This is a genomic window from Flavobacterium flabelliforme, from assembly GCF_017948675.1.
Classification (GTDB): domain Bacteria; phylum Bacteroidota; class Bacteroidia; order Flavobacteriales; family Flavobacteriaceae; genus Flavobacterium; species Flavobacterium pygoscelis.
Map to the genome: position 1 here is coordinate 491,615 of NZ_JAGFBU010000001.1, position 24,618 is coordinate 516,232.

General features: G+C 31.8%; 19 protein-coding genes and 1 riboswitch. Of the genes, 8 read left to right on the plus strand and 11 right to left on the minus strand.

All coding sequences use genetic code 11. From position 1 onward, the window contains the following. The first annotated feature begins 183 nt into the window (after window positions 1–183). From J3S90_RS02110 to J3S90_RS02125, 4 genes are all read left to right on the plus strand, one after another. Window positions 184–882 (plus strand): pseudouridine synthase, encoded by a 699-nt coding sequence (locus J3S90_RS02110; protein ID WP_210644416.1) that lies wholly within the window; start codon window positions 184–186, stop codon window positions 880–882. A 253-nt stretch (window positions 883–1,135) separates the two neighbouring features. Further along, a riboswitch (cobalamin riboswitch) is annotated at window positions 1,136–1,364 on the plus strand. A 98-nt stretch (window positions 1,365–1,462) separates the two neighbouring features. Beyond that, window positions 1,463–3,514: a TonB-dependent receptor plug domain-containing protein gene (locus J3S90_RS02115; RefSeq protein ID WP_210644418.1), complete on the plus strand. Its 2,052-nt coding sequence runs from the start codon at window positions 1,463–1,465 to the stop codon at window positions 3,512–3,514. Between the two features lie 24 nt (window positions 3,515–3,538). After that, window positions 3,539–4,684 carry a YncE family protein gene (locus J3S90_RS02120; protein ID WP_210644419.1) on the plus strand — a complete coding sequence of 382 codons (1,146 nt, stop codon included), beginning with the start codon at window positions 3,539–3,541 and terminating at the stop codon, window positions 4,682–4,684. Between the two features lie 30 nt (window positions 4,685–4,714). Then, window positions 4,715–5,827, plus strand: a complete 1,113-nt coding sequence (locus J3S90_RS02125; protein WP_210644421.1) for a PKD-like domain-containing protein — start codon at window positions 4,715–4,717, stop codon at window positions 5,825–5,827. Window positions 5,828–6,024: 197 nt separating this feature from the next. On the opposite strand, the gene J3S90_RS02130 is transcribed toward J3S90_RS02125, so the two are convergent. Next, entirely contained in the window at window positions 6,025–6,879 is an 855-nt protein-coding gene (locus J3S90_RS02130; protein ID WP_188048723.1) for a leucine-rich repeat domain-containing protein, read from the minus strand. Window positions 6,880–7,193: 314 nt separating this feature from the next. Beyond that, a complete protein-coding gene (locus J3S90_RS02135) occupies window positions 7,194–7,472 on the minus strand; it encodes a 4a-hydroxytetrahydrobiopterin dehydratase (RefSeq protein ID WP_210644424.1) in 279 nt (92 codons plus the stop codon). A gap of 96 nt (window positions 7,473–7,568) precedes the next feature. Between J3S90_RS02135 and J3S90_RS02140 the strand changes: the two genes are divergently transcribed. Continuing rightward, window positions 7,569–8,717, plus strand: a complete 1,149-nt coding sequence (locus J3S90_RS02140) for a peptidogalycan biosysnthesis protein (protein WP_188048725.1) — start codon at window positions 7,569–7,571, stop codon at window positions 8,715–8,717. Window positions 8,718–8,723: 6 nt separating this feature from the next. On the opposite strand, the gene J3S90_RS02145 is transcribed toward J3S90_RS02140, so the two are convergent. Beyond that, complete coding sequence (locus tag J3S90_RS02145; RefSeq protein ID WP_210644427.1) at window positions 8,724–9,599, minus strand: diacylglycerol/lipid kinase family protein; 876 nt, start codon at window positions 9,597–9,599, stop codon at window positions 8,724–8,726. Between the two features lie 64 nt (window positions 9,600–9,663). On the opposite strand from J3S90_RS02145, the gene J3S90_RS02150 reads away from it, so the two are divergent. Continuing rightward, window positions 9,664–10,632 (plus strand): App1 family protein, encoded by a 969-nt coding sequence (locus J3S90_RS02150; protein WP_210644429.1) that lies wholly within the window; start codon window positions 9,664–9,666, stop codon window positions 10,630–10,632. A 33-nt stretch (window positions 10,633–10,665) separates the two neighbouring features. Here the strand turns inward: J3S90_RS02150 and J3S90_RS02155 are convergent, their stop codons facing one another. Beyond that, window positions 10,666–12,573, minus strand: a complete 1,908-nt coding sequence (locus J3S90_RS02155; protein ID WP_210644431.1) for an ABC-F family ATP-binding cassette domain-containing protein — start codon at window positions 12,571–12,573, stop codon at window positions 10,666–10,668. Window positions 12,574–12,646: 73 nt separating this feature from the next. Here J3S90_RS02155 and J3S90_RS02160 point away from each other — a divergent pair, with 73 nt between their 5' ends. After that, complete coding sequence (locus J3S90_RS02160; protein ID WP_188048729.1) at window positions 12,647–13,030, plus strand: DUF983 domain-containing protein; 384 nt, start codon at window positions 12,647–12,649, stop codon at window positions 13,028–13,030. Between the two features lie 2 nt (window positions 13,031–13,032). Here the strand turns inward: J3S90_RS02160 and J3S90_RS02165 are convergent, their stop codons facing one another. The 7 genes from J3S90_RS02165 to topA all read right to left on the minus strand — a co-directional run bounded on the left by J3S90_RS02165 (window position 13,033) and on the right by topA (window position 22,680). Further along, on the minus strand, window positions 13,033–14,085 hold the full coding sequence (locus tag J3S90_RS02165) for an NAD(P)/FAD-dependent oxidoreductase (RefSeq protein WP_210644433.1): 1,053 nt from the start codon (window positions 14,083–14,085) through the stop codon (window positions 13,033–13,035). Window positions 14,086–14,186: 101 nt separating this feature from the next. Then, window positions 14,187–15,077: a type IX secretion system ring subunit PorN/GldN gene (gene porN / locus J3S90_RS02170; RefSeq protein ID WP_188048731.1), complete on the minus strand. Its 891-nt coding sequence runs from the start codon at window positions 15,075–15,077 to the stop codon at window positions 14,187–14,189. Between the two features lie 46 nt (window positions 15,078–15,123). Next, window positions 15,124–16,665, minus strand: a complete 1,542-nt coding sequence (porM, locus tag J3S90_RS02175; RefSeq protein ID WP_210644435.1) for a type IX secretion system motor protein PorM/GldM — start codon at window positions 16,663–16,665, stop codon at window positions 15,124–15,126. 46 nt (window positions 16,666–16,711) lie between these two features. Continuing rightward, window positions 16,712–17,359: a type IX secretion system motor protein PorL/GldL gene (porL, locus tag J3S90_RS02180; protein WP_188048733.1), complete on the minus strand. Its 648-nt coding sequence runs from the start codon at window positions 17,357–17,359 to the stop codon at window positions 16,712–16,714. A gap of 39 nt (window positions 17,360–17,398) precedes the next feature. Then, window positions 17,399–18,796, minus strand: coding sequence for a T9SS ring complex lipoprotein PorK/GldK (gene porK / locus J3S90_RS02185; RefSeq protein WP_210644438.1), 1,398 nt, complete (start codon window positions 18,794–18,796; stop codon window positions 17,399–17,401). 127 nt (window positions 18,797–18,923) lie between these two features. Next, the gene (locus J3S90_RS02190) at window positions 18,924–20,075 is read right to left on the minus strand and encodes a formimidoylglutamase (protein WP_210644440.1); all 1,152 of its coding nucleotides are present in this window, start codon (window positions 20,073–20,075) and stop codon (window positions 18,924–18,926) included. 73 nt (window positions 20,076–20,148) lie between these two features. After that, a complete protein-coding gene (gene topA / locus J3S90_RS02195; protein ID WP_210644442.1) occupies window positions 20,149–22,680 on the minus strand; it encodes a type I DNA topoisomerase in 2,532 nt (843 codons plus the stop codon). A 376-nt stretch (window positions 22,681–23,056) separates the two neighbouring features. On the opposite strand from topA, the gene miaB reads away from it, so the two are divergent. Next, window positions 23,057–24,502, plus strand: coding sequence for a tRNA (N6-isopentenyl adenosine(37)-C2)-methylthiotransferase MiaB (miaB, locus tag J3S90_RS02200; RefSeq protein WP_210644444.1), 1,446 nt, complete (start codon window positions 23,057–23,059; stop codon window positions 24,500–24,502). Window positions 24,503–24,618 lie beyond the last annotated feature (116 nt).

The following is a 24,618-nucleotide window of genomic DNA, read 5'->3' on the forward strand; positions in this document are numbered from 1 at the left end:
GTTTTAAACTCAATTTATTGCCTATAAACACTCTTAAATCAATCAATTTTTATTCACCAAATAAAATTATCCGCACAAAATCAAAAGATTCTCGTAAAGCAATTCATAGGAACTTTTTTAAAACAACAGAAATAAACAAGTCGTAAAAGTTATTTAAATCGAAATCTCTTTTACTTTTACCAAATGTTAGAAATTCTTTACCAAGACGAATATATTATAGCCATTAATAAACCCAGTGGATTGCTGGTTCACAAATCATTTTATGCACGCGATGCTAAAGTGTACGCCATTCAAGAATTGAGAAATCAAATTGGAGGGCAACACGTATATCCTATTCATCGGTTAGATCGTAAAACATCTGGTGTCTTGTTATTTGCTTTAGATAAAGCCGTTTTAAAAATTATGAATGATAGTTTTGCCACGCGTGAAGTCGAAAAAAAATATTTAGCCATTTTACGCGGTTGGTCACCTGAAGAACTAACAATTGATTATGACTTAACCAACGACGATGACATTACACAAAATGCAGTAACCTACTTTCATCGTTTACAAAATACTGAAATTGCTTTAGAATTTAATAACAAACCAACTTCACGCTATTGTTTGGTAGAAGCGATTCCAGAAACGGGACGCATGCATCAATTGCGAAAACATTTCAAGCATATTTTTCATCCCATTTTAGGAAGTCGTCCTCATGGTTGTAACAAACAGAATAAATTATGGTTGGAGAATTATGAACTAAAAGGAATGATGCTTCATGCACACCAGTTAATTTTTAATCATCCCATAAAAAACGAACAAATTATCTTGAATGCCAAGATTAATGAAGAGTTTATTAGAGTAGGAAACATTTTAAATCTAGATTTAAGTCAGTATCAATAGAATCATAATTTTTAAATGTTTTTCATATTGTATTATTTAAAACTCACGCCAAAATACTATTATTACTGAAAACTGATTCAATATCTATTCCCCAAAAATTAAAAAAAGCAAATTATAAATAGCGTCTTTTTTATTCCATGCAATTCCTCAAAATAATCTGCAGTTTTACATTTTTCTAAAAAATATACAGAAGAGATCAACAATCATTATTTAATTTAAAACGAAACAGGCTGATAAGTAAGAAAAGTTTATCTACTTTTGCCTTCGCAATGGTTTACCTATACTTTTCGGTATAGTTAACTAAGAGGGAATCAGGTGTAAATCCTGAACAAGCCCGTTACTGTAAGTTCCATGCAACATTTTGACAGATTTCTTTTAATAGTAAATCTTAACTTTTGCCACTGTTTTATCTGCATGATATAATGGGAAGGCGGTTCAAAATGGGAACAAGTCAGGAGACCTACCACTGCAAATACATTGAAGCTTTCGCGGACCAGAGCTTTCAAACACAAAAATTCAGAATCATATTTGATTTTAATGAATTCAATTACATCTATTTTTTTTAAATAGCCACATTGTTATGCACTTATGTAAATTAAGATTGTATCGTCTGTTACATGGTGGATTATTGTTGTTCGTATGGATTATATTTTCAAATCCAGTCGTTGCACAAAATAATCTTCCTGTACCTAAAAAAGAATCTGATTCTTTAAAACCACATCCTTTGAGTGAGGTGATACTGTATTTAAATAAGCGAGAATTTAAAATCGAATCGCCTATGCCAGTTCAAATTTTATCTGGCAAGCAATTAGAAAAACTAAATAGCCTTTCTGTTGCTGATGCTATTCGATATTTTTCCGGTGTTCAACTTAAAGATTACGGCGGTATTGGCGGATTAAAAACAATCAATGTTCGCAGTTTAGGGAGTGCACATACAGCGGTTTTTTATGATGGAATGACAGTAGGTAATGCGCAAAACGGACAAATAGATTTGGGAAAATATTCCCTTGATAATATAGAAGCCATAGAGTTATATAACGGCCAAAAATCCTCTATTTTTCAACCAGCGAGAGGTTTTTTTGCCTCTAACACACTCTTTCTTAGATCGAAAACACCAGAATTTAAAAAGGATAAAAATACAAATGTGCGTACTGCATTAAAAACAGGCTCGTTTGGACTTTTTAACCCTTCCCTACTACTAGAACAAAAGCTTTCTCAAAAAACCTCTTTTACTACGAGCGTAGAATGGACAAAAGCAGACGGACATTATAAATACCGTTATCAAAAAAAAGCCGGTTATGACACAACAGCTGTAAGACAAAATGGCGACGTTGCAGCCTTTAGAGGAGAAATTTCATTCAACTCAAAGATTAGCGAAACAGCAAAAGCAAGCTTGAAATCCTACTTTTATAATTCAGAACGAGGATTACCTGGGGCGATTGTAGCTAATAACTACGACCATATTCAGAGACAATGGGATAGTAATTTTTTTATTCACGGCTCTTATCAAAACTCATTTTCGGATGCATATGATTTACTAGCCAATGTGAAATTTAGCAAAGACTTTAGTCGTTATCTGGATCCAGATTACAAAACGCTAGAAGGTGCTCTAGACAACAAATACTATCAAAATGAATTTTATGCCTCAATTGTAAATCTTTACAAGATTAATAAATGGTGGAAAATAGCGCTAGCAACTGATTTTTCAATCAACACTTTAGAGGCTAATTTATATCGTTTCCCCTATCCTACCCGATATTCCTATCTCGGTGCTTTATCCAGTGAGATGCATTGGAATCGTCTAGATATTCAAGCCAATCTTTTAGATGCTTATGTAGATGAGCAAGTCAAATATTATCAGCAAGGAAAAAATCAGAATGTATTTTGTCCAGTACTCTCCGCTTCCTATCAACCCTTAGAAAATAAGAATTTCAGAGTGCGTGCTTTTTATAAGGAATCTTTTAGAATGCCAACTTTCAATGACTTGTATTATACTTTTATTGGCAACAGTTCCTTGAAACCAGAATTCACAACACAGTATAATTTTGGAACCACTTATTTGCTTGAACCTAGAAAATTTTTACAAACTGCCTCTTTTCAAGCTGATGTTTATTACAATCTTGTAAAGGATAAAATAATTGCCATGCCATCTTCTAATTTATTTCGATGGACAATGATGAATTTAGGAGAAGTTGAAATCAAGGGATTAGACATCAATTTTAATATGATTTTCAAACTACCCGCAGAAATAGCACTAGATCTAGGCCTCTCTTACACTTATCAAATCGCAAGAGACATTACTCCAAAAGGCAGCACCTACGGAGACCAAATTCCTTATATACCAAAAAATAGTGGAACACTAACCTCCAGCATTAACTGGAAAAAATGGCAACTAAATTATAGTTTTATTTATACTGGTGAACGTTACAGTCAGAAAGCAAATATACCAGTAAACTATGTGCAACCATGGTACACCAGTGATATGGCTGTAATTTGGGACGCTACAATTTTAAAAAAACGTATAAAAATTGGTGCTGAAGTAAACAATTTAATGAATCAATATTATGATGTAGTCTTAAATTTTCCGATGCCTGGAAGAAATTATCGATTAAACCTCGCTATTAATTTTTAAAAAAATAACCTAAAAAGTCAAATTATGAAAACAACAAAAAAAATTTTAATTCTTCTGATAGTCGTAATAATCAGTTTTACTTCTTGTCAAGGTGATGATCCTATAATTAAAGAAGAAATAGTAGAACTTCCATCACAAACACCAACAGCGGTTGAGGGTTTCTATCTTTTGAACGAAGGAAACATGAGTTCTAATAAAGCTTCATTAGATTATTATGATTACAAAACAGGAGTTTATAAACGAAACATTTACAGTCAAGCCAATCCAGAAGCTACGTTAGGGTTAGGAGATGTAGGAAATGACATTGCTGTTTATGGTAGTAAAATTTATGCCGTTATAAACAACTCAAATAAGGTTGAAGTGATGGACGCGAAAACTACAAAACGCCTAAAGGTTATTGATATAAAGAACGGACGTTACGTGACTTTTGGTAACGGGAAAGTATATGTGAGCTCTTATGATGGCGAAATAGGTTTAGATAACAACACTCCAAATGGTTTTGTTGCCGAGATTGACACGACCTCGCTAAACATAGGCAGAACAGTAAAAGTAGGCCGACAACCTGAAGGATTAGCCGTAGTGGGACAGAAACTATATGTTGCTAATTCTGGAGGATACAATCCTACTAATTATGAGAGAACCGTATCTGTAATTGATTTAAAAACATTTACAAAGACAAAAGATATTGATGTGGCTATTAACTTAAATCGTCTAAAAGTAGATAGTGAAGGCGATCTTTATGTAAGTTCTCGTGGAGATTATTATTCTATTGCCTCCAAATTATTTGTGATAGATTCAAAAACTGATTTAGTAAAAAAAACATTTGACATTGCCTGCGCAAATTTATGGATTGCCGGAGATCAAGCCTATGTAATTGGTTCAGAATTTAACTACACTACTTTCGAGAATGTAATTACTTACTCGCTCATAAACACAAAAACAGAAACCCTTTTACCGCAATCCTTTTTACCAAAATCTGTTAGCGATTTAATAACAACTCCCTACGGAATTGCGGTAGATCCAATATCATTTAACATTTATATCACCGATGCAGGAGATTATGTGTCTCCAGGAAAATTATACTGTCTTGATAAAGATGGAAACACAAAGTTTACAGTTACTACCGGTGATATTCCAGCTCATATTGCTTTCAAACAAAAATTCAAATAACAATTAATAACCCTTTAAGTAATTCTAAAAATGAAAAAAATTCTATTTGCTTTGTCCCTAATCTTTACGTTGGCTGCTTGCTCTGATGACGAAATAGTCTCACCAGAAATTGAAATCACAACACCTAGTGGTGGTTTTGCCGTTGATAAAATGCAATGGCTAAGAATCGCACCGGAATTAAAAAACGCCGACAACGCAACATATACTTGGTCTCTAGATGGTAAAGAAATTGCAAACACAGTTAATTTACTTTATACTTTTTCAGAAGCTGGATCTCATAACCTAGTTTTTAAAGTAAAAAATGAAGGCGGAGAAAACTCAAAAACTTTTACAATAACGGTAAACGAAAAAAGCTACTTTAATAAAATAACTCGTGTATTTGATTATTTACCTGCACCTGGACAATCCATTAACAAACTTCCTACTGCAACTGCTAACGACACTGATGAAACCATGCGTCTTGCAGCGGAAACAAAATTATCAGCCAATAATATGATTAGTCTTGGTGGTTTTGGTGGTTATGTAACTTTTGGTTTTGACCATACCATAATCAATAAAGAAGGAAATGATTTTATTGTTCTAGGAAATGCTTTTGAAAATAATGCAGAACCAGGCATTATTATGGTTTCTTACGATGCAAACGGAAACGGTAAAGCTGATGATGAATGGTATGAAATTGCCGGTTCAGAATACAACAAACCGACCACGATAAAAAACTATGAAATTACCTATTACAAACCAGAAAGTGAGCCAGTAAGCCCAATTGAAATGAATTACATCAAATGGACAGATAATCAAAACCAAACTGGATACATTTCTAAAAACCAATACAACAAGCAAAGTTATTATCCTTTATGGAAAGGTGCGACAGTGACATTCAAAGGAACTTTTTTAAAATCTAATTTAGAGAAAAAGTCATTTTGGGTTACTCCTGCTTACGAATGGGGATATGCTGATAACTGGTCAAATATGGATGAGAAAGCTCAAATTGATATTAGTTGGGCTGTTGATAAAAATGGAAAATCTGTAAAATTAGCTGCAATTGACTTTATCAAAGTATACAGTTCTAATCGTGCGGAAAACAGTTCAACTGGTGAAGTTTCAACAGAAGTTTCTGGATTTACTGATTTAAATTTAAAATAAATTTTACTCTATATCAAATAAAAAAAGCTTCAGAAAAACTGAAGCTTTTTTTATTTATTAAAACTTTTAAAGGTTTTAAATTAAAGAGGATTTATTAAATATAAAAAAACCTGTAGCAAATGAGCCAACAGGTTTTAACTAAGTTCACTAAAAACGATACTAAACCAACAAACAATTATTAAATTATAATGTAATTCTTAATCTTCTGATACAATTGCAGTATTTCTATCGGCTTTAACATTTAATAATACAGCAAGTCCCTGATCATTAAGCATAGTCATATTTAGAGTGTCTAAAAGAGCTAAATCTTTAGAAACAAAACCTTTAAACCTATTGTAAGAAATATTCATTTCTTTTAATTTATTTAATTTTTCTAATTCTAGTGGTACGCCACCATTCATTTTATTATCAAACAAGCTAAAATTTTCAAGTGCAACTAAATTTTTAACATCTTTGCTTAATTCACCTACGAAGTTATTACTATTTAGAAGCAAGGTTTTAATGCTTGTAATCGCATAAAGTGAATTGGGAATGTATCCTTCAATTTGATTGTTAAATAATGAAAGTGTTTCTAAATTTCTTAGGTTACCAATATTTTCAGGAAGTTGACCTGAAAGTCCATTCATATATAATTGCAAATCCTTTAAATTAGATAATTCGCATATTGAAGTAGGAATTTCACCTAAAAACTTATTAAAAGACAAATCTAAAACTCTCAATTCTTTTAATTTTCCAATAAAAGTAGGTATGGTTCCTGAAATTTGATTTTTGTGTAAATCTAAAACCTCAAGGTTAACCAAATTTACAATCTCAACTGGAAGTGCACCAACTAAGTTATTGTTTTCTAAATGAATCGCAACCACTTTATCATTTTGTACTGTAACACCATTCCAACTAGAAACTGGTGATGACAAATCCCACGTTGTCTTCCATTGTTTTCCATTTGTAGATTCATACAATTTTATCAATGCATTTTGCTCTGCAGGAGACACCTTAGCAAACATTGAAAAGGAAAATAATGCGATTAATAATAAGCTGTATAGTTTTTTCATGATCTTGATGTTTTCTTTAACACATTTAAAAATAACATCATTATCGCTAATCAACAAATAAAATCGATGAAATACACAATTAAATAATTAACAAAAATAAAAATCTTACATTTATATATGCTTTATTTTATTTTAATTGAACTAATACATGTAAACTCTGCGTTACTAGCATTTTATTAAAACTATTTTTTGTCATAATTTCATTCAAAAAAAATTAAAAAACTCCTTAGTTTGAAATGCCGCTTGTATATAAAAGGAAAAAGATTTGTCATGAAATAATATTAATTTACACTAATAAATAAGAAATTCAACTTTTATAAAATGCTTTCAATATTTTTGGCAAGATCAATATCTTTATCGGTAACACCATCTTCATCATGTGTAGTTAGACGAATAGTTACTTTATTGTAGACGTTGAATAGTTCAGGATGGTGATTGGCTTTCTCTGCAAAAAGTCCAACTTGAACTATAAAACCTAAAGCTTTTGAAAAATCTAAAAATTTAAAATTTTTCTCTATACCATTATTAATAAATTTCCAGTCTTTAAGTTCTGATAACTCTTTTTGTATTGATTTTTCTGTATACGTTTTCATAATGCATTTTTTTATTTTTATAAAGTTAGTTAAATTTTAAAGAATCAGAAATATATTAACTTTATTGATTATTTTTGAAAAATATCTTTTTACAACTTGAATACAGAGTACTCTTTTACAATTTATAATTCTACTGAACAACTTCCTTCAAACTGGGACAGCATAGCAGTCTCAAGTGTTTTTTTATCTAAAAACTATTTAAAAGTACTAGAACAATCATCTCCTGAAAATATGATTTGTCATTATATTGGTATTTTTAAAAAAGAAAAATTAGTTAGTATTGCCCTTTGTCAATTTCTTGATTTAAACAAATTAGAATCTTTTGGAGAGCGAGATAAATGCATTAAAACTACCGTTAGAAATCTAGTTTTCAAAAACTTTGCCTCACAAGTATTAGTAGTTGGAAATAACATGTTGACTGGCCAAAACGCATATGCTTTACTAAACGAAATAGAGGAGAAAACCGTAATTGCATTATTACACGAAGCTACTAAAGAATTAAAAAAACGCTACAAATCAAAAGGGATCACGATCCACATTACTACTTATAAGGATTTTAGTAAAACGCAAATTGAAAACTTTGAAACTTGCGAATTTAAGAATGATTATCAATTTTCGACACAACCTAATATGATTTTTTATATTAACGAAAATTGGAAAATAGAACAAGATTACATAGATTCTCTTTCAAAAAAATACAGAGATCAATATAAAAGAGCTCGCAAAAAAGCAGTAGGTATTGAAAAAAGAAAATTACATCTAGAAGAAATAATTTTGCTAGAAGATGCTATTTATGACTTGTATTTTCATGTGGCAAAAAATGCTCCTTTTAATACTTTTTTCTTACCAAAAAATCATTTCAGAGTTTTTAAAGAAATTTTTAAGGACCAATTTCTTTTCTACGGTTATTTTTTAAATGAAGAATTAATTGGATTTAATACTTTAATAAAGAACGGAAAAACGATGGACACTTATTTTCTTGGATATAACGATACCATTCAAAGGGAAAAGATGTTGTATTTAAATATGCTCTACGACATGATTGCCTATTCTATCAAAAAAGATTTTGATGAAATTGTTTTTGCAAGAACAGCTTTAGAAATTAAAAGTTCTGTAGGTGCTAAACCCGTAAAAATGTACGGAATTATATCGCATAATAATTCGATAGTAAATTCATATATGTCAAAAATATTCAAGTATTTAGAACCTGAAACCATTTGGCAAGAGCGAAATCCTTTTAAATAATAGTATTTATACAACGGGAATTGCGACTTTCATTTGTTTTGGTAAAATTTCGATATTGAGTTTAGTTTCAGCTCCACAATATTCACCATCAATTTGAAAACTTACAGGAACATTAGTAGCAATTACTGCTTTAGCAGTAGAAATAATTTCGACATCATTATTATCCAAAGGCATATTTCCAGTAATAATTTTGCCCAAAACAACTAAATCCATATTCTTTAAAATTACCAATTCAAACTTTCCATCGTCCATTATTCCGTTTGGATTTATAGAAACGCCTGTGCCGTATTTTTGTGAATTGGCAATAACAATCATTCTTGCTTCACATTCTACCGTTGGAAAATCACCGGTGATAGTAGCGGTAAATGGATCGTCTAAATCAATTAAGGTATTTACTGTTTGCAAAGCATAACCCAATTTTCCTCGAATACTGCTATTTTCATAGTTCTTTATCATTTCAGCATTGAGACCAAGATCACTCAAATGAATGCTTTTTTTTCCATTGATGGAAATCATATCCATTTCCATATAGTGATTATAAAATGCAATTGGCAAATTCTCTTCAATTGTAGTCGGCAAATTTAAGTCTACTGCTAGACCATTTGCAGAACCTGCAGGCAAAATACCAATAATAATATCTTCATCTTCTAGAGCTTCAGCAACCATTTTTATAGTTCCATCACCTCCAGCCACTATTACTCGCTCTGTTTTATGTGTCTTATAAAATTCTTTTAAGCGATCGCTATCTGATACTCCAGAAGTTTTGAAAATGTGGATATTAAAATTTTCCTTTTCTGCAAAAGCAGTTATGGTATTAATTAATTCAGTCTTATCAATACCTCCTGAAATAGGATTTACAACTAGGATACAATTATTTTTCAAAATTTATTCTGCTTTATTGATTAAAAATCTTTAAATTCATCTACTTTCAAAAGTACTACAATATATGAAACCAATTTTAAAATTATATCGAGGTTACGCAAATGAACAAGAATTAATTGTTATGGGTCATGTTTTTAAACCTACAACTACTGAAGAATATAATTTTCAAAAAAAAAAATTCAAAAATGCGAGATCTATTATACGATTATTTAGAATTAAAACACAAAGCAATGCAGATGTTTATTTGAATCACTGTAATACTAAAATTCACACTAAAACGCTAAAAGATGGCTACTTTAAGTTTTGCGTTCCATTAGATCAAAATAATGCGTATGGCTGGATTGATTATGAAGTAAGCATCATTTATAATAACGAGGTCATTAGCACAACTGAAAGCTATATTAGACCACACAAAGGGAATTTAGGCATTATTTCGGACATTGATGATACCTTTTTGATTTCTCACACCAAAAGCCCTTTAAAAAAATTATACATCTTATTATTTAAAAATATAGATAAAAGGAAAGTTTATACCGATGTTGTAACTCATTATCAAGCTTTAAGTACAGCCAAAAGAGACAACAAAGATGAATTTAATGTTTTTTTCTATGTATCTAGTAGTGAATGGAACTTATATTATTTTATTAAAAAATTCACTCAAATTCATAATTTACCTAAAGCAGTTTTACTTCTAAAAGACATTAAAACAAGTTTAAAAGATTTTTTATGGACTGGTAGAGGAGATCACAACCACAAATTTGAAAAGGTAAAACACTTATTAGAATTTTACCCCAATTTACAATATATACTTCTAGGTGATGATTCCCAGCAAGATGCTTTTTTATATGAAGCAATATGCAAAATATTTCCCGTTACTGTAAAAGCAGTTTACATTAGACAAACCGGAAGCGTTAAAAAAGAAAAAGTAATCACTGTTTTAAAAAATTTAGAAACTTTAGATGTTTCTGTATGCTATTTCAAAGACAGTAGCGAAGCTATTGCACATTCAAAAGCTATTGGAATAATAGAATAAAAAAAAGAGTCCCGTTTTAGGACTCTTTTTTTATTAGGCATTATCTATCTCTTCTTGAACTAATTCCCAATCGAGAAGTAGTTTGTCTAATTCTGCTTTTTTCTTATTGTATGCAGTAAAAAACTTAGCATCTTCTATGTGTTTGTCATAATTAGAAGCAAGCATTTTATCATCTTGCTGAATATCTCTTTCTAATTGTTTGATTTGACTTTCAACTTTACTTAATTTATTTTGCAAAGCCTTCCCTTTTTTCTGATCTTCATAAGAGGCTTTATTACTTTCTTTTGGCGAAGTCGCTTTTTGAGCATCTTTTTTCTCCACTTCACGCATATTTTCCATATTGCGCTGTTCCAAAAAGTAATTGATATCTCCTAAATATTCTTTTATTTTTTGGTCTTTAAACTCGTACACTAAGTTTGACATTCCTTGCAAAAAATCCCTATCGTGAGAAACTAACAATAAAGTTCCACCAAATTTTTGCAATGCTGCTTTCAATACGTTTTTAGATTTTATATCCAAGTGATTCGTAGGCTCATCCATCAACAATACATTGATAGGTTGCAAAAGTAATTTACAAAGCGCTAAACGGTTTCTTTCTCCTCCAGAAAGCACTTTTACCTTCTTTTCTACATCATCACCTCTAAACAAGAAAGAACCCAGCATATCACGTACTTTCATACGATTTGTATCTGCTGCTGCATCTTCCATCGTTTGAAGTAAGGTAATTTCGCCATCCAAATATTCTGCTTGGTTTTGTGCAAAATAACCCAATTGTACATTATGCCCTAGTTTAATATTTCCTTGGTATTCAAACTCATCTACAATAGCTTTGATAAAAGTAGATTTACCTTGACCATTTTGTCCCACAAAAGCAATTTTACTTCCGCGCTCTACTAAAAGATTAATATCTTTTAAAATGGTTTTACCACCATAACTTTTAGTAACATTTTCTGCTTCTATCACTACTCTTCCTGGCTCTTTTGAAACTGGGAATGTAATATTCATCACAGAATTATCATCTTCATCAACTTCTATGCGCTCTACTTTGTCTAATTTCTTTATTAAAGACTGTGCCATAGAAGCTTTAGAAGCTTTCGCACGGAACTTTTCGATTAACTTCTCCGTTTCTTCAATTTTTTTGGCTTGATTCTTTTGTGTAGCCAATTGCTTTTCACGAATTTCATGACGCAATTCTAAATATTCTGAGTAAGGCTTATTGAAATCGTATGCTTTTCCTAATGAAATCTCGATAGTTCTATTAGTTACATTGTCCAAGAACATTTTATCGTGAGATACAATCACTACAACTCCCGCATAATTACGCAAAAAACTTTCTAACCAAATAATACTCTCAATATCCAAGTGATTGGTTGGCTCATCCAGCAATAAGATATCATTAGATTGCAACAACAACTTAGCTAATTCAATACGCATTCTCCATCCACCAGAAAAAGTCTCGGTTTGATTGTCAAAAACTTCACGTTTAAATCCTAAACCCAGTAAGATTTTCTCTGTATCACCTACATAATTATAACCACCAAGCAATTCAAATCGATGGGTGTAATCAGATAAATCTTCTATAATTTGACTGTACTCTTCACTTTCATAGTCTGTACGAGTAACCAATAAATGATTAATTTGTTCAAGCTTTTTTTCTACAATTTTAATTTCTGTAAATGCTTCATAGGCTTCTTCCAAGACAGTTCTTCCTTCTTCAAAATCGATATCTTGACGTAAGAATCCCATTTGAACTTCTTTCTCTGTTGCAATCTGACCAGAATCGGGTTTGAAATCTCCAGCTAGAATTTTAAGCATTGTTGATTTTCCAGCACCGTTTTTTCCAACAAGACCAACTCTGTCTCCAGCACCCAATCGAAAGGTAACTTCTTCAAATAAATAAGAACCGCCAAAGGAAACAGATAAATTGTGTATATTAAGCATGTATTATGGTTTTATTCCTTTTTGAATATGTAAATTTGTAACTCCAAAAAAGGAAAAATTAAATTTTTTGCAAATGTTAAAAAAAGGATCCAAATTATATAGCATTTTAACAGGAACTTGTCCTAAATGTCAGAATGAGAGTATGTATTTCGACAAAAACATACTTCATTTGGATAAAATTTTAAAAATGAACGATACTTGCAGTCATTGTGGATTAAAATATCAAATCGAACCCTCTTTTTTTTATGGCGCAATGTATGTTAGTTATGGTCTAAATGTCGCCATCGGAATCGCTGCTTTTATCATTTCATTTTTGTTTTTTAGCTCCAGTCTAAAAGTAGCTTTTATAGTAATTATTGCAGCTATTGTTTTATCATTTCCATTTGTTTTGCGTTGGTCTAGGAACATTTACATTAACATGTTTGTTTCCTATGATCCAAAAACAAATTTAAAATAATATTATTTTTTAATCTTCTTGTAAAACCTTTTTATATCGACTTCGGTATCTAAAGGTTTTTTTAATTCTATAAACTCAAAAAGAGCTTTCGCCATCGCTGGACCTAGCATTACTCCTCTAGTTCCTAATCCATTCAGAATATGAATTGAATTATATTCAGCATGCGTTCCTAAAAGTGGTCTTCTGTCTTTTACAGTAGGACGAACACCTGCAAAATGAGATATAATTTCAAAATCACAGGTAATAATTTCCTTAATTCGCTCTATTAACTCTAACTTTCCTTCTTCTGTTGGCAAATCAGTTTTATCTTTCCAATTGTAAGTAGCACCAATTTTAAATAAATCGTTCCCTAAAGGCAAAATAAAAACGCTAGTGTTAACAATTACATCTAAAGATAGCTCTGGTGCTTTTATAATAAAAAGCTCCCCTTTGGTACCGTCTAAGGGCAAATCATTAAAATACGGATTGGAATGTAAACCGAAACCTTCAGCAAAAATAATATGCTTTGATTGAATATCTTTATAACTAATGTAACTTGATTCAACCTGCAAAGCTTTGTAATCAAATTTATCTTTAAGAAACAAATTATTTGATTTTAAATATTCTCTGTATTTATTTAAAAGCAATGAAGTATCAACGTAACCCGTCTCTAAAACTTCACCATATCCATATGGCGAATCTATACTCTCATATTTTTTTGAAATTAATTGAGTAGATAAAAAAGGAGTCAAAGCAATTTTATCTGAAGCTGAAAACCAATTATTTTGTTCTTCTATTGAAAAAAACTTCCTTAATATGGGAGTTTTAAAATCGACTTTACAGGCTATTTTTTTTTCAATAGTATCATAAAAATCAACCATCAATTCCAACTGTTCCTTTGCTTTCCATACTTCACTAAAACGTTTTAATATAACTGGATTATAAAGTCCACCAGCAATTTTAGAAGAATTTTGAGAGTCATCATCCAAAACAAATATAGTTTTTCCATTTTTCAATGCTATTTCTGCGAATGAAATTCCTGCTAATCCACAACCTACAATTAAGTAATCAACCATTTGAGATACGTTCTATTAAAAAAGCAAATATAAGTCTATTAAAACAAAAAAACTCTTACTACAAGAGTAAGAGTTTTTTTTTGTTTTGATATATATCAGAATTAATAATTCCACATATCCGATTCGAAATTTCGTATTTTATCTTTTACTCTTTCTGATTCAAGCAACTGATTTTGAGCATTATCTTTCATGTATTCGTCAATATTTCTATCACCGTACACATTTTCTTCTTTATAGATAACACTATTAAAACGCCTTGAATTTAAAATTTGATCAAATGAAATTGGCAATGCAGAATTTTTATCATTAAAAGCTTTAGCATCATGCAAAACTTCTCTTGCTGCTGGGAAAAATATCCAAAAAAGTTCGATATAATCTTTCTCATCACTATTCATAGAATAGACATCAGGAGTTACAGGACAAATTCCTAATAATCGATACTTTAATTCACTTTGACGTTTATCAAAATACCAATATCCTTTAATCTTATATTCAGTAACATCAGCTGCAGAAAGATCTTGTCTTAAAATATATTCTTCTGAAATTTTATTTCCAGCATTAATTTGCTCTCTACCTGCATCAGTAGTATCGATACGAGTTAGAGAAGCTTGAATATCTCCTAAAGATTTTTTGGTGTTAAAATAACTATCAGTATAAACTTCAGTAATTGCACCATTTTTCATTGCTTTTGTTAGAACATCATACAAAGATCTTCTATCTGATCCTACATTAGCAGTATCAATTGGAAAATACAAAGCAAAATTTATCTTTTCGCTTAAGTCAATAATTTCCCAAGTTGTTTTTCCCATCAAAACATCTCTATCATGCACATAACCGTAAGCTAATGGCTTATCATTATCTGAAATAAGTTGTGCAGCAGTTTTAAGTCCTATTTGGTCCGGAGTTTTAGCATTAAGCAAATTAGATTGCCCAAAAGTTGAAAAACTTCCCGTAATAGAGATAATAGCGATTAAAAAATTTCTTACATTCATCATTGTATCTTTATAAGATAATTAAGTAGATTAAAAAAACTACTAGTTATTGTATTTCAAAAATTACTGGTGCAGTTCTTGGCAATAAATAACTACCAGCTCCAATAAGTTTAGTTTTAATTTCAGAAATAGTAACTTGGTCACCTCTTCCTGCTTTTGCAAGCACTGCTTTACACTGTGCATTCATTTTATCTCCTTGAACAACTACTGTAGGTTGTCCTGTAACTTTAAGATTAAATCCAACAACATCTAAGCCAACTTCAAAATCAAAATCAACTAACTTAGCACCGATTGTTGCAATTTCAAGATTTGATTTAGGTCCTTTTACAACACCCATTTCACCTCTAATTGTACCAGCTGGACCAGGAATACCTTTAATTCTAAAAGCTTTTTTATCAGAAACTTTAGAACCATCGTTAAGAGTAGCACTAACATTAATGACAACTTCATTTCCTGCACCTGGACTCATACTGTATTTTCCTCCACCTGTAGAATTTAATCCTGGAGCAGAAGCAGTAACTTTATCACTAGATACACCTGCAAAAGATATAGTCATAGGATTAACAACACCTCTGTATACAACATTCATCTTATCAGCAGAAATTGTAGCAGAATTTGGTCTAGGAACAACAACATAATTTCCTTTAAATTTTAATGGAATAGATTTCCCATCTTCCATAAAAGTAAATTGACCATTAATAGCTTGCTCTCCAACACTTCCAGCTGTCATAGCAATAACCGCTTGACCGTTTACAATTTTACCTGGACCCGAAAAAGAAGTAGGCGTTGTGTTTTTGTCATAACGACCTAAAACCACTTTACCTGTAACTTGTTCTCCTTGAAAATAAGCGCTTTTATCTAATACTACTATCGCTTCATAATTGCTGTAAGAGGCAGCAGCAACAGCAGCCTTACCTAATAAAGTATTATAAACGTCAGTTTCAGATTTTTTAACATCATTCTGCCAAGCAGATAATTTTGCTAAAGATGCAACAGCTGGGAAACCTTTAAAATGATAATCTAAATAATCAATCCCTACTCCATCTTTATTTTTAACTTTAGATAAATCAAATTTACTATTCACTTCAGCTAAAATTGAAGCTAATTTTTGATTATCACCTAAAGCAGATTTCATGTCTGCTTTGTATTTTTCTACAGTTGCAATAACTTCTTTACCTTTTGCAGAATACCCAGCTGGACTAAACCACAATTGGTCTAAGTTGTCGCCTTTATCCATTTCTTCATAAGGTAATTTACCAGTCTCAGGTTTAACTTGAGTACCCTTTAAAACATCTGTTTTAATTTTACCAATATAATCATAAAAAGTCTTAGTAATACCTTCTACTTTATGTGCAGTAGCTGAAGCTGTAGTAAATTCTCCACCTGCTTCTGAAGCTTTTGCATCTAAACCAGCCAACATTTGAGTGTTAGACAATTCAGCCGAAGCATTAGAACTTTCAAATTTTTCATTCATTAATCCAAATGCAGACAACACTTCTTTGGACATATTTAATGCTAACATTGCGATAAAAACCAAGTACATTAGGTTAATCATCTTCTGTCTAGGGGTTAGTTTTCCTCCTGCCATATTTTCTAAATAATTAGTTTATTATTTTTTTATAGTTTGAAACTAATTATCCTTTATTATTCATTGCAGAAAGCATACCTCCATAAACGTTGTTCAAAGAAGACAAATTAGAAGTCAATGATAACATTTGATCTTTTAATTTTAAGTTGTTTTCAGCAACTTCTTCATTTATTTGAGCATTTCTAGATGCGCTTTGTAATTGTACTTTGTACAAACTGTTCAATGATTCCATTTGAGCAGCTGCCAATGTCAACTCTTCACTATATTTTTTAGTAGAAGCAATTGAATCTACAGTAGGAGAAATACTCTTAGCTGCTGATTCAAAGTTTTTAATACTATTTCCTAAACTAGCCATTAACTCACCGTCAATTTTCGCATCTTTTAACATTGCGTCTAATTTTTGAGATAATAAACCTTGTGCTTCTGTAGTATTTTCTACTTTTTTAACCGCTGTTTTAGCTTGTCCGTTCCCTAATTCTGGATAAACCAAAGTCCAATCCAAATCATCATCAACTGGTTCGAATGCAGAAAGTGCAAAAATAAGTGCCTCCACTACAAGACCAATTGTAAGCATCAAGTTCCCTGTTATAACTCCAAATTCAATATGGGTAATTTTAAATAATGCCCCAATAATTACAACTGCCGCTCCCATACCATATGAGAAATTCATCACTTTTTTGCTTAATAATGCCATAATAATTTTTTTTTAATATTTAGTAGATTTGGTTTATTTTTATTTCTTTTTTCCGTTACCAGTAGCTTTAGTTCCCATATAATCTTGAACCGTTCTAAAACCGATATAACTTCTTGCGGAGTCAGCATATTCATAATCTCTTGTACTTACCTGTAGGAAGTAAGCAACGTCCTTCCAAGAACCTCCACGCAAAACCTTACGTTTATTTGAACCGTCTTGAACATTTGGATTCATAGAAGATACATATTCGTAAGCATTTGAATCATAAGATGAATCAGTCCACTCAGAAACATTTCCTGCCATGTTATATAAGTTATAACCATTTGGATCATAAGACTTAGCTTCTACAGTATATAAAGCTTCATCTGCAGCATAATCACCTCTATTAGGCTTAAAGTTTGCTAAGAAACAACCTCTATCGCTTTTTGTATAAGGACCACCCCAAGGATAAGTAGCAGATTCTAAACCACCTCTAGCAGCATATTCCCATTCTGCCTCAGTTGGCAATCTGAAACTATTTACTAAATCATGACCTTTTTTCTTTGCTTTCACATAAGTATTCTTATTTAAAGTTCTCCAAGCACAAAATGCTTTAGCTTGAGTCCATTTAACACCAACAACAGGATAATCACCATAGGCTTTATGCCAGAAATAGTCATTATGCATTGGTTCATTATAAGAATAAGCAAAATCTTTAATCCAAACTGTAGTATCTGGATAAACTTTTACTTCTTCAGTTTTGATAAAATCTTTTCTGTTACCCACTTTTGCTTTAGCAGCAGCCTGAATATCCATCCAAGAATACCTGAATTTTAATTTATTAACATCCATAGTACGCAAACCATTATATGATTCCGCTATTGGAATATACATAGAATCCATAACTTCAGTGTAATATTCATCTGGATACAATTTTGTATCTTTAATCAATTTTACTTTTCTGTTTAATTTTCTACCAGCATACTGATCATCAGAAGTACCTACACTGTAATAGTTATCATACATGTATTTATCGTAAGGCGACATCTTAGCAGGATCTGAGTCGTTAAAAGCAAAATCACCAATACTAGTGGCATTTTTACCTTTACCCGCTCCAGGAGTTTGCCCATTTAAATCTGCAAAAATAGCTAAACGAACTCTAACAGTAGAGTCTTTTACCCATTCTACAAACTGTCGGTACTCACTATTAGTAATTTCCGTTTCATCCATGTAAAAAGCACGAACAGTAACTGTTTTTGTAGGAGCATCTTCTACATTGGCTAAATCAGCATCTGATTTACCCATAATAAAAGCACCCCCGGGTATTAATGCCATTCCATATGGCTTCTCAGGATGCCATTTTCCTCCATTAATACCAACTAATTCTCCTTTATCGCTTGATTTACCACAGCTAACTAGAAGGGTTAAAATTGTTGCAAAAGCTATGAACTTCTTCATGTAAATTTGGTTATCTATTCATTATTTTTAAGGCTGTAAACCTATTTATTTTTTTTAACAAAAACAATTTTTTTAGCACTAAACAATTTTTTTTTTTTTAAAGCTAAATATCCAGTAAAAAAGGGGGTTACAGTATGTTTTTACGTTGTGCTTTCCACCATCTTTCGGGTAGCTCTTGGTTGCAAGCCAGTAAATATTCGTCAAAAGAGCAGGGTAACAACGTATTTCTTTTTAATTTATTATTAACATTTGATACAAATGGAATTTCTATCCACCATCGATCTGTTTTGTCACTTTTGTAAAAAATCAACTCTTCTTCTTCTAAAGGAACAATATATTTTAAGTAATTATTTTTACTTCCAAAAGGATATTCATTTGAACGATAGTGAAATCCTTCTATAAAATACCAAACTATTTGAGCAATAATTACAGCTTCTTGTGCTGAATTATTATGATTGAATATCCCAAAAGAAGATACTTTATCACTTATCCCTGCATACCTAGAAAGCGAACAAATTTCTTTACCATTAAATCCGTTTGGCTGAAATGAAGCAAAATTACCTGAATCTGAAGACTTAATTGAATTTAAATCAATACTCACCAAATCCGCATCTCTAAAAACAGGCTCCGAAATCACAATGTTATTACAAACCTCTCCTAATCTATAGGCATCAAAATATAATTTCTCTATTAAATCTATTTCTTCTTGTGAATTAAAATAAGTTTGAAATCCTAAATTACAATAATTAAATAAATTATTAGGTTCATCAATAATTATTTTTGTTAGATAAGAAGATGCAGACATGTCTTCCTCTTCTTTTCCAAAATCAAACTTACTATCAATAGCAACTAAGTTAACCATTTGCTCTAAATCATCATAAGCCCTATAAAGAGCATATGTTAAATCTTGAGAGCCCCCAATTACAATTGGAATTATTTTTTTCTTGATTAAACTTGCTACTACTTTTTTTACCGCAAAGTAGGTATCGTCAATAGAATTTCCAGGCAGAATATCTCCTAAATCAGCAATTGAAGTATTCCAATTCCCAGGAAACAGACTATACAATTCCATTCTCACTGGAATTAAATCAATATCAGAAATTGCCTTTGCATCACCTCTATTGTCAAAAACGCCAATTATAGCAATTTTAATTTGATCCAGATCAGGGAATTGTTCCTCCGTATGAAGTACAATTTTACTCCCTAATTGCTGCGAAGTTAATGTACCAATATGATCTAAAACTTCACTGTCTATAGGTTTTAAAAAATCAAATTCCATTCTATTCTTTTTTTATCCTCTAACCAGCCTCTCTAAAGGAGAGGGAGAAGAGATATTATGTTGTTTGATTTTACTATTTCTTTTTTGCAACTGCCTTTTTTACTGCTGGTTTTTTAGCAACGGCTTTCTTTACTGGAGCTTTTTTTGCAGCTACTTTCTTAGCGGGAGTTTTCTTGGCAATCATTTCTTGAACTTCCTCAAGTGTCAATTTTGTAGCATCAACATCCTTACTCAATTCAATTTTGATTTTGCCTTTAGTAATAACCGAACGACCCCAACGCGCTTTTTCTACTAAAATACCTTCGTCTTCCCAATTGTGCAAAACCTTGTCAATATTTTTTTGTAACTTATCTTCAATTAAGGCTTCGATATCAGATTGTGATAAATTATCAAAGTCGTATTTTTTACTTACATTAATAAATAAACCGTCCCACTTAATAAAAGCTCCAAAACGCCCCACTCCTTTTTGAACACCCAGCCCTTTATAAACAGCTATTGGCGCATCTGCAAGTGCTTTTTCGTCAATTAATTCTTTAGCTCTTTCAAAATCTACATCTAAAGGATTTTCACCTTTCGGCAAAGAAACGAAAGCGGCTCCGTGACGAATATAAGGTCCAAAACGACCATTACTCACCTCAACTTCTTCGTCTTTATAATTCCCTAGATTTTTAGGCAGCAAAAATAAATTTAAGGTTTCTTCTAAAGTTATATTACCAATGTTTTGATCATTCATCAAACTAGCAAACTTTTTCTCTTCATCATCCGCAGCTCCAATTTGAGCCATTGGACCAAATTTACCTAAACGTACCGAAACTGGTTTTCCTGTTTTTGGATCTGTTCCCAGAATTCTCTCACCACTTTCTCTTTCAGCATTAGCCTCAACATCTTTTACATTAGGGTGAAATTGATCGTAGAATTCCTGCATCATTTTTGCCCATTCAATATTTCCTTCGGCAATTTCATCAAAATCTTGTTCCACTTTAGCAGTGAAATTATAATCTAATATATTTCCAAAATTCTTTACTAAGAAATCAGTAACAATTGTTCCAATATCTGTAGGAACTAATTTTCCTTTATCCGAACCTGTATTCTCTTTCAGCAACTTCTCTCCTACTTTTCCAGATTGTAGAGTCAATTGGGTATAATTACGTTCTTGACCATCAAGATTTCCTTTCTCTACATAATTTCTGTTGATAATGGTAGAAATTGTTGGTGCATAAGTAGAAGGACGACCTATCCCTAATTCCTCTAACTTTTTAACCAAAGAAGCCTCAGTATATCTTGCAGCAGCACGAGAATAACGTTCCGTCGCTGTAATGTAGTTATTTTGTAATTTTTCGTTGACTTTCATTGCAGGCAACATACCTTCTTGCTCTTCATCATCATCGTCATTTCCTTCTAAGTAAACTTTTAAGAAACCTTCAAAAAGTAATACTTCACCAGAAGCTGTAAAAACTTCACCGTGATTATTAGCTTCAATTTTTACATTGGTGCGTTCTAGTTGCGCATCACTCATTTGCGAAGCTAAAGTTCTTTTCCAAATCAAATCGTATAAACGGGCTTGATCGCGATCGATGTTTACCGTATGACGCGACATATCAGTAGGACGAATCGCCTCGTGCGCTTCCTGAGCTCCTTTACTTTTATTAACAAAAGTTCTTGGCTTAGAGAATTCCTTACCATACGATTTAATAATCTCAGCTTGAGCCGCCTCCATGGCATCTTTAGAAAGGTTTACACTGTCCGTTCTCATATAAGTAATAAGTCCCGCTTCGTATAAACGTTGTGCCAACTGCATGGTGATTCCAACTGGAAGATACAATTTACGCGCTGCTTCTTGTTGTAAAGTAGAAGTGGTAAAAGGTCCTGTTGGAGATTTTTTGGTTGGTTTTGTTTCTAAATCCGATACCTTATATGTAGAGCCAATATTTTTACTTAAAAAATCTTCCGCTTCTTTTTTAGTATTAAAATTTTTAGGCAGTTTTGCTTTAAATGATTTACCACTTTCATTAGTAAATTCAGCTACAACAGAATAAGTTGCTACGGCATTAAAATTCTGAATTTCTCTTTCGCGTTCCACAATCAAGCGAACAGAAACAGATTGTACACGTCCGGCAGAAAGTCCGCCTTTAATTTTTCTCCATAAAACTGGAGACAATTCGTAACCAACCAATCGGTCAAGTACACGTCTTGCTTGTTGTGCGTTTACTAAATTATAATCTATTTCACGTGGATTATCAATTGCTTTTAAAATAGCATTTTTTGTAATTTCGTGAAATACAATTCGTTTTGTTTTTGATTTATCTAATTTTAATTCTTCGGCTAAATGCCAAGAAATAGCCTCACCCTCGCGATCCTCATCACTTGCTAACCAAACCATATCGGCTTTTTTAGCTAATCCTTTCAATTTAGTAACCAAAGCCTTTTTATCAGCAGAAACTTCATATTTAGGTTTAAAACCATTTTCTACATCTACCCCAATTTCCTTAGAAGGTAAGTCTGCTATATGTCCATAACTAGACTCTACTTGAAAATCACTTCCTAAAAATTTCTCGATTGTTTTTGCCTTTGCTGGTGACTCTACTATTACTAAATTCTTTGCCATATCCCGATTGTTTGTGTCGGCAAAAGTAGAAGTTTTTTTTAAATTTAAAGTTTTTTAAAATTTAAAAGTCAAAATTCCCTTTGTAAGACACTACAAAGAACAAAGTTCAATAATACTATTTAAAAAAATAAAGCAAGTTATTATTTACAAAATAGGATTTAGAAAAAAGATTGCATCTTTTGCACTCTTTTTAAAATTCAAAAAAATAATAGTGAATGACTTAAAAATCATAACTTATTATTACAGTTAAAAATTATTATTCATTCTGAACAAAAACCTTATACAAAACATAAAAAACTAAAACATTGTTAATTCTTAGTCTGACATCTTGTCATATTTATTTGAATTCACTTATCTTTGCACTTTAAATTAGCTGATGGAAAAGATTATTGAAGAAAGCAAACAAGGCGAAAGTCTTGTTCTAGAACATAAACCCGAGAATACAAAGAAACTTTTTATAGAAAGTTACGGATGCGCAATGAATTTTTCGGATAGTGAAATTGTAGCATCTATATTATCTAGCAATGGATATAACACTACTCAAACTCTGGAAGAGGCCGATTTAGTATTAGTAAATACTTGTTCTATTCGGGATAAAGCTGAGCAAACAATTAGAAAACGTCTGGAGAAATACAATGCGGTAAAACGCATCAATCCAAAAATGAAGGTTGGAGTTTTGGGCTGTATGGCGGAGCGTTTGAAAAGTAAGTTCCTGGAGGAGGAAAAAATCGTTGATCTTGTTGTAGGGCCAGACGCTTACAAGGATTTACCCAATTTACTTAATGAGGTTGAAAACGGAAGAGATGCTATTAATGTAATTCTTTCAAAGGACGAAACCTACGGTGATATTTCACCTGTTCGATTGATGAGCAACGGAATTACTGCTTTAGTTTCGATAACCAGAGGTTGTGACAATATGTGTACTTTTTGTGTAGTACCGTTTACTCGTGGAAGAGAACGCAGCCGAGAGCCACAAAGTATTATGAATGAAATTCAGGACTTGTGGAATAAAGGTTTTAAGGAAATAACGCTTTTAGGTCAAAACGTAGATAGTTATTTATGGTATGGCGGTGGACTGAAAAAAGATTTTTCTAATGCTTCCGAAATGCAAAAAGCAACTGCGGTAGATTTTGATCAATTATTAGAAATGGTAGCGGTTGGTTTTCCAAAAATGCGCATTCGTTTTTCGACTTCAAATCCACAGGATATGCATGAAAGCATTTTGCATGTTATTGCTAAACATTCAAATATTTGTAAACACATTCATTTACCAGTACAATCAGGCAGCAATCGAATATTAAAGGAAATGAATCGTTTGCACAGCAGAGAAGAATACATGAATTTAATTGACAAAATCCGTTCTATTATTCCGGATTGTGCCATTTCGCAAGATATGATTTCAGGATTTCCAACGGAGACAGAGGAAGACCATCAAGACACATTAAGTTTAATGGAATATGTAAAGTATAACTTTGGCTATATGTACAGCTATTCGGAACGTCCTGGAACCTTGGCAGAAAGAAAACTAGAAGATGATGTACCCGAACTAACAAAAGCAAGAAGATTACAAGAAATTGTTGACATGCAACAAAAACATGCTTGGTTTCGTTCTGAAGAATTTATTGGAAATACGGTGGAAGTTTTGGTAGAGAAAGTTTCAAAAAAATCTACTGAGGAGTTTTCTGGAAGAAATTCACAAAGTATTACCGTGGTTTTCCCAAAAGAGAATTATAAAATAGGAGATTTTGTACATGTAAAAATTACAAGTTGCACAAGTGGCACTTTAAAAGGTGAAGCGATTGGATATTCTGAGATGAATTAGATTTTTTGCCGCAAATTTAATTTAAAAAAAGTCGCCACGAATTCCACGAATTCTCACGAATTAATTTTTTAATAAAAAATGATGTAAATAAAACATTTCATGATTACATTTTTTTC

Bases quoted from the DNA above. Each gene is read 5' to 3' on its own strand.
- J3S90_RS02165 (WP_210644433.1), bottom strand. From the start codon at position 14,085: ATGGTTGATTACTTAATTGTAGGTTGTGGATTAGCAGGAATTTCATTC.
- miaB (WP_210644444.1), top strand. From the start codon at position 23,057: ATGGAAAAGATTATTGAAGAAAGCAAACAAGGCGAAAGTCTTGTTCTA.
- J3S90_RS02155 (WP_210644431.1), bottom strand. From the start codon at position 12,573: ATGCTTAATATACACAATTTATCTGTTTCCTTTGGCGGTTCTTATTTA.
- J3S90_RS02160 (WP_188048729.1), top strand. From the start codon at position 12,647: ATGTTAAAAAAAGGATCCAAATTATATAGCATTTTAACAGGAACTTGT.
- J3S90_RS02135 (WP_210644424.1), bottom strand. From the start codon at position 7,472: ATGAAAACGTATACAGAAAAATCAATACAAAAAGAGTTATCAGAACTT.
- J3S90_RS02125 (WP_210644421.1), top strand. From the start codon at position 4,715: ATGAAAAAAATTCTATTTGCTTTGTCCCTAATCTTTACGTTGGCTGCT.
- porL (WP_188048733.1), bottom strand. From the start codon at position 17,359: ATGGCATTATTAAGCAAAAAAGTGATGAATTTCTCATATGGTATGGGA.
- porN (WP_188048731.1), bottom strand. From the start codon at position 15,077: ATGAATGTAAGAAATTTTTTAATCGCTATTATCTCTATTACGGGAAGT.
- porK (WP_210644438.1), bottom strand. From the start codon at position 18,796: ATGAAGAAGTTCATAGCTTTTGCAACAATTTTAACCCTTCTAGTTAGC.
- topA (WP_210644442.1), bottom strand. From the start codon at position 22,680: ATGGCAAAGAATTTAGTAATAGTAGAGTCACCAGCAAAGGCAAAAACA.
- J3S90_RS02130 (WP_188048723.1), bottom strand. From the start codon at position 6,879: ATGAAAAAACTATACAGCTTATTATTAATCGCATTATTTTCCTTTTCA.
- J3S90_RS02120 (WP_210644419.1), top strand. From the start codon at position 3,539: ATGAAAACAACAAAAAAAATTTTAATTCTTCTGATAGTCGTAATAATC.
- J3S90_RS02190 (WP_210644440.1), bottom strand. From the start codon at position 20,075: ATGGAATTTGATTTTTTAAAACCTATAGACAGTGAAGTTTTAGATCAT.
- J3S90_RS02150 (WP_210644429.1), top strand. From the start codon at position 9,664: ATGAAACCAATTTTAAAATTATATCGAGGTTACGCAAATGAACAAGAA.
- J3S90_RS02110 (WP_210644416.1), top strand. From the start codon at position 184: ATGTTAGAAATTCTTTACCAAGACGAATATATTATAGCCATTAATAAA.
- porM (WP_210644435.1), bottom strand. From the start codon at position 16,665: ATGGCAGGAGGAAAACTAACCCCTAGACAGAAGATGATTAACCTAATG.
- J3S90_RS02115 (WP_210644418.1), top strand. From the start codon at position 1,463: ATGCACTTATGTAAATTAAGATTGTATCGTCTGTTACATGGTGGATTA.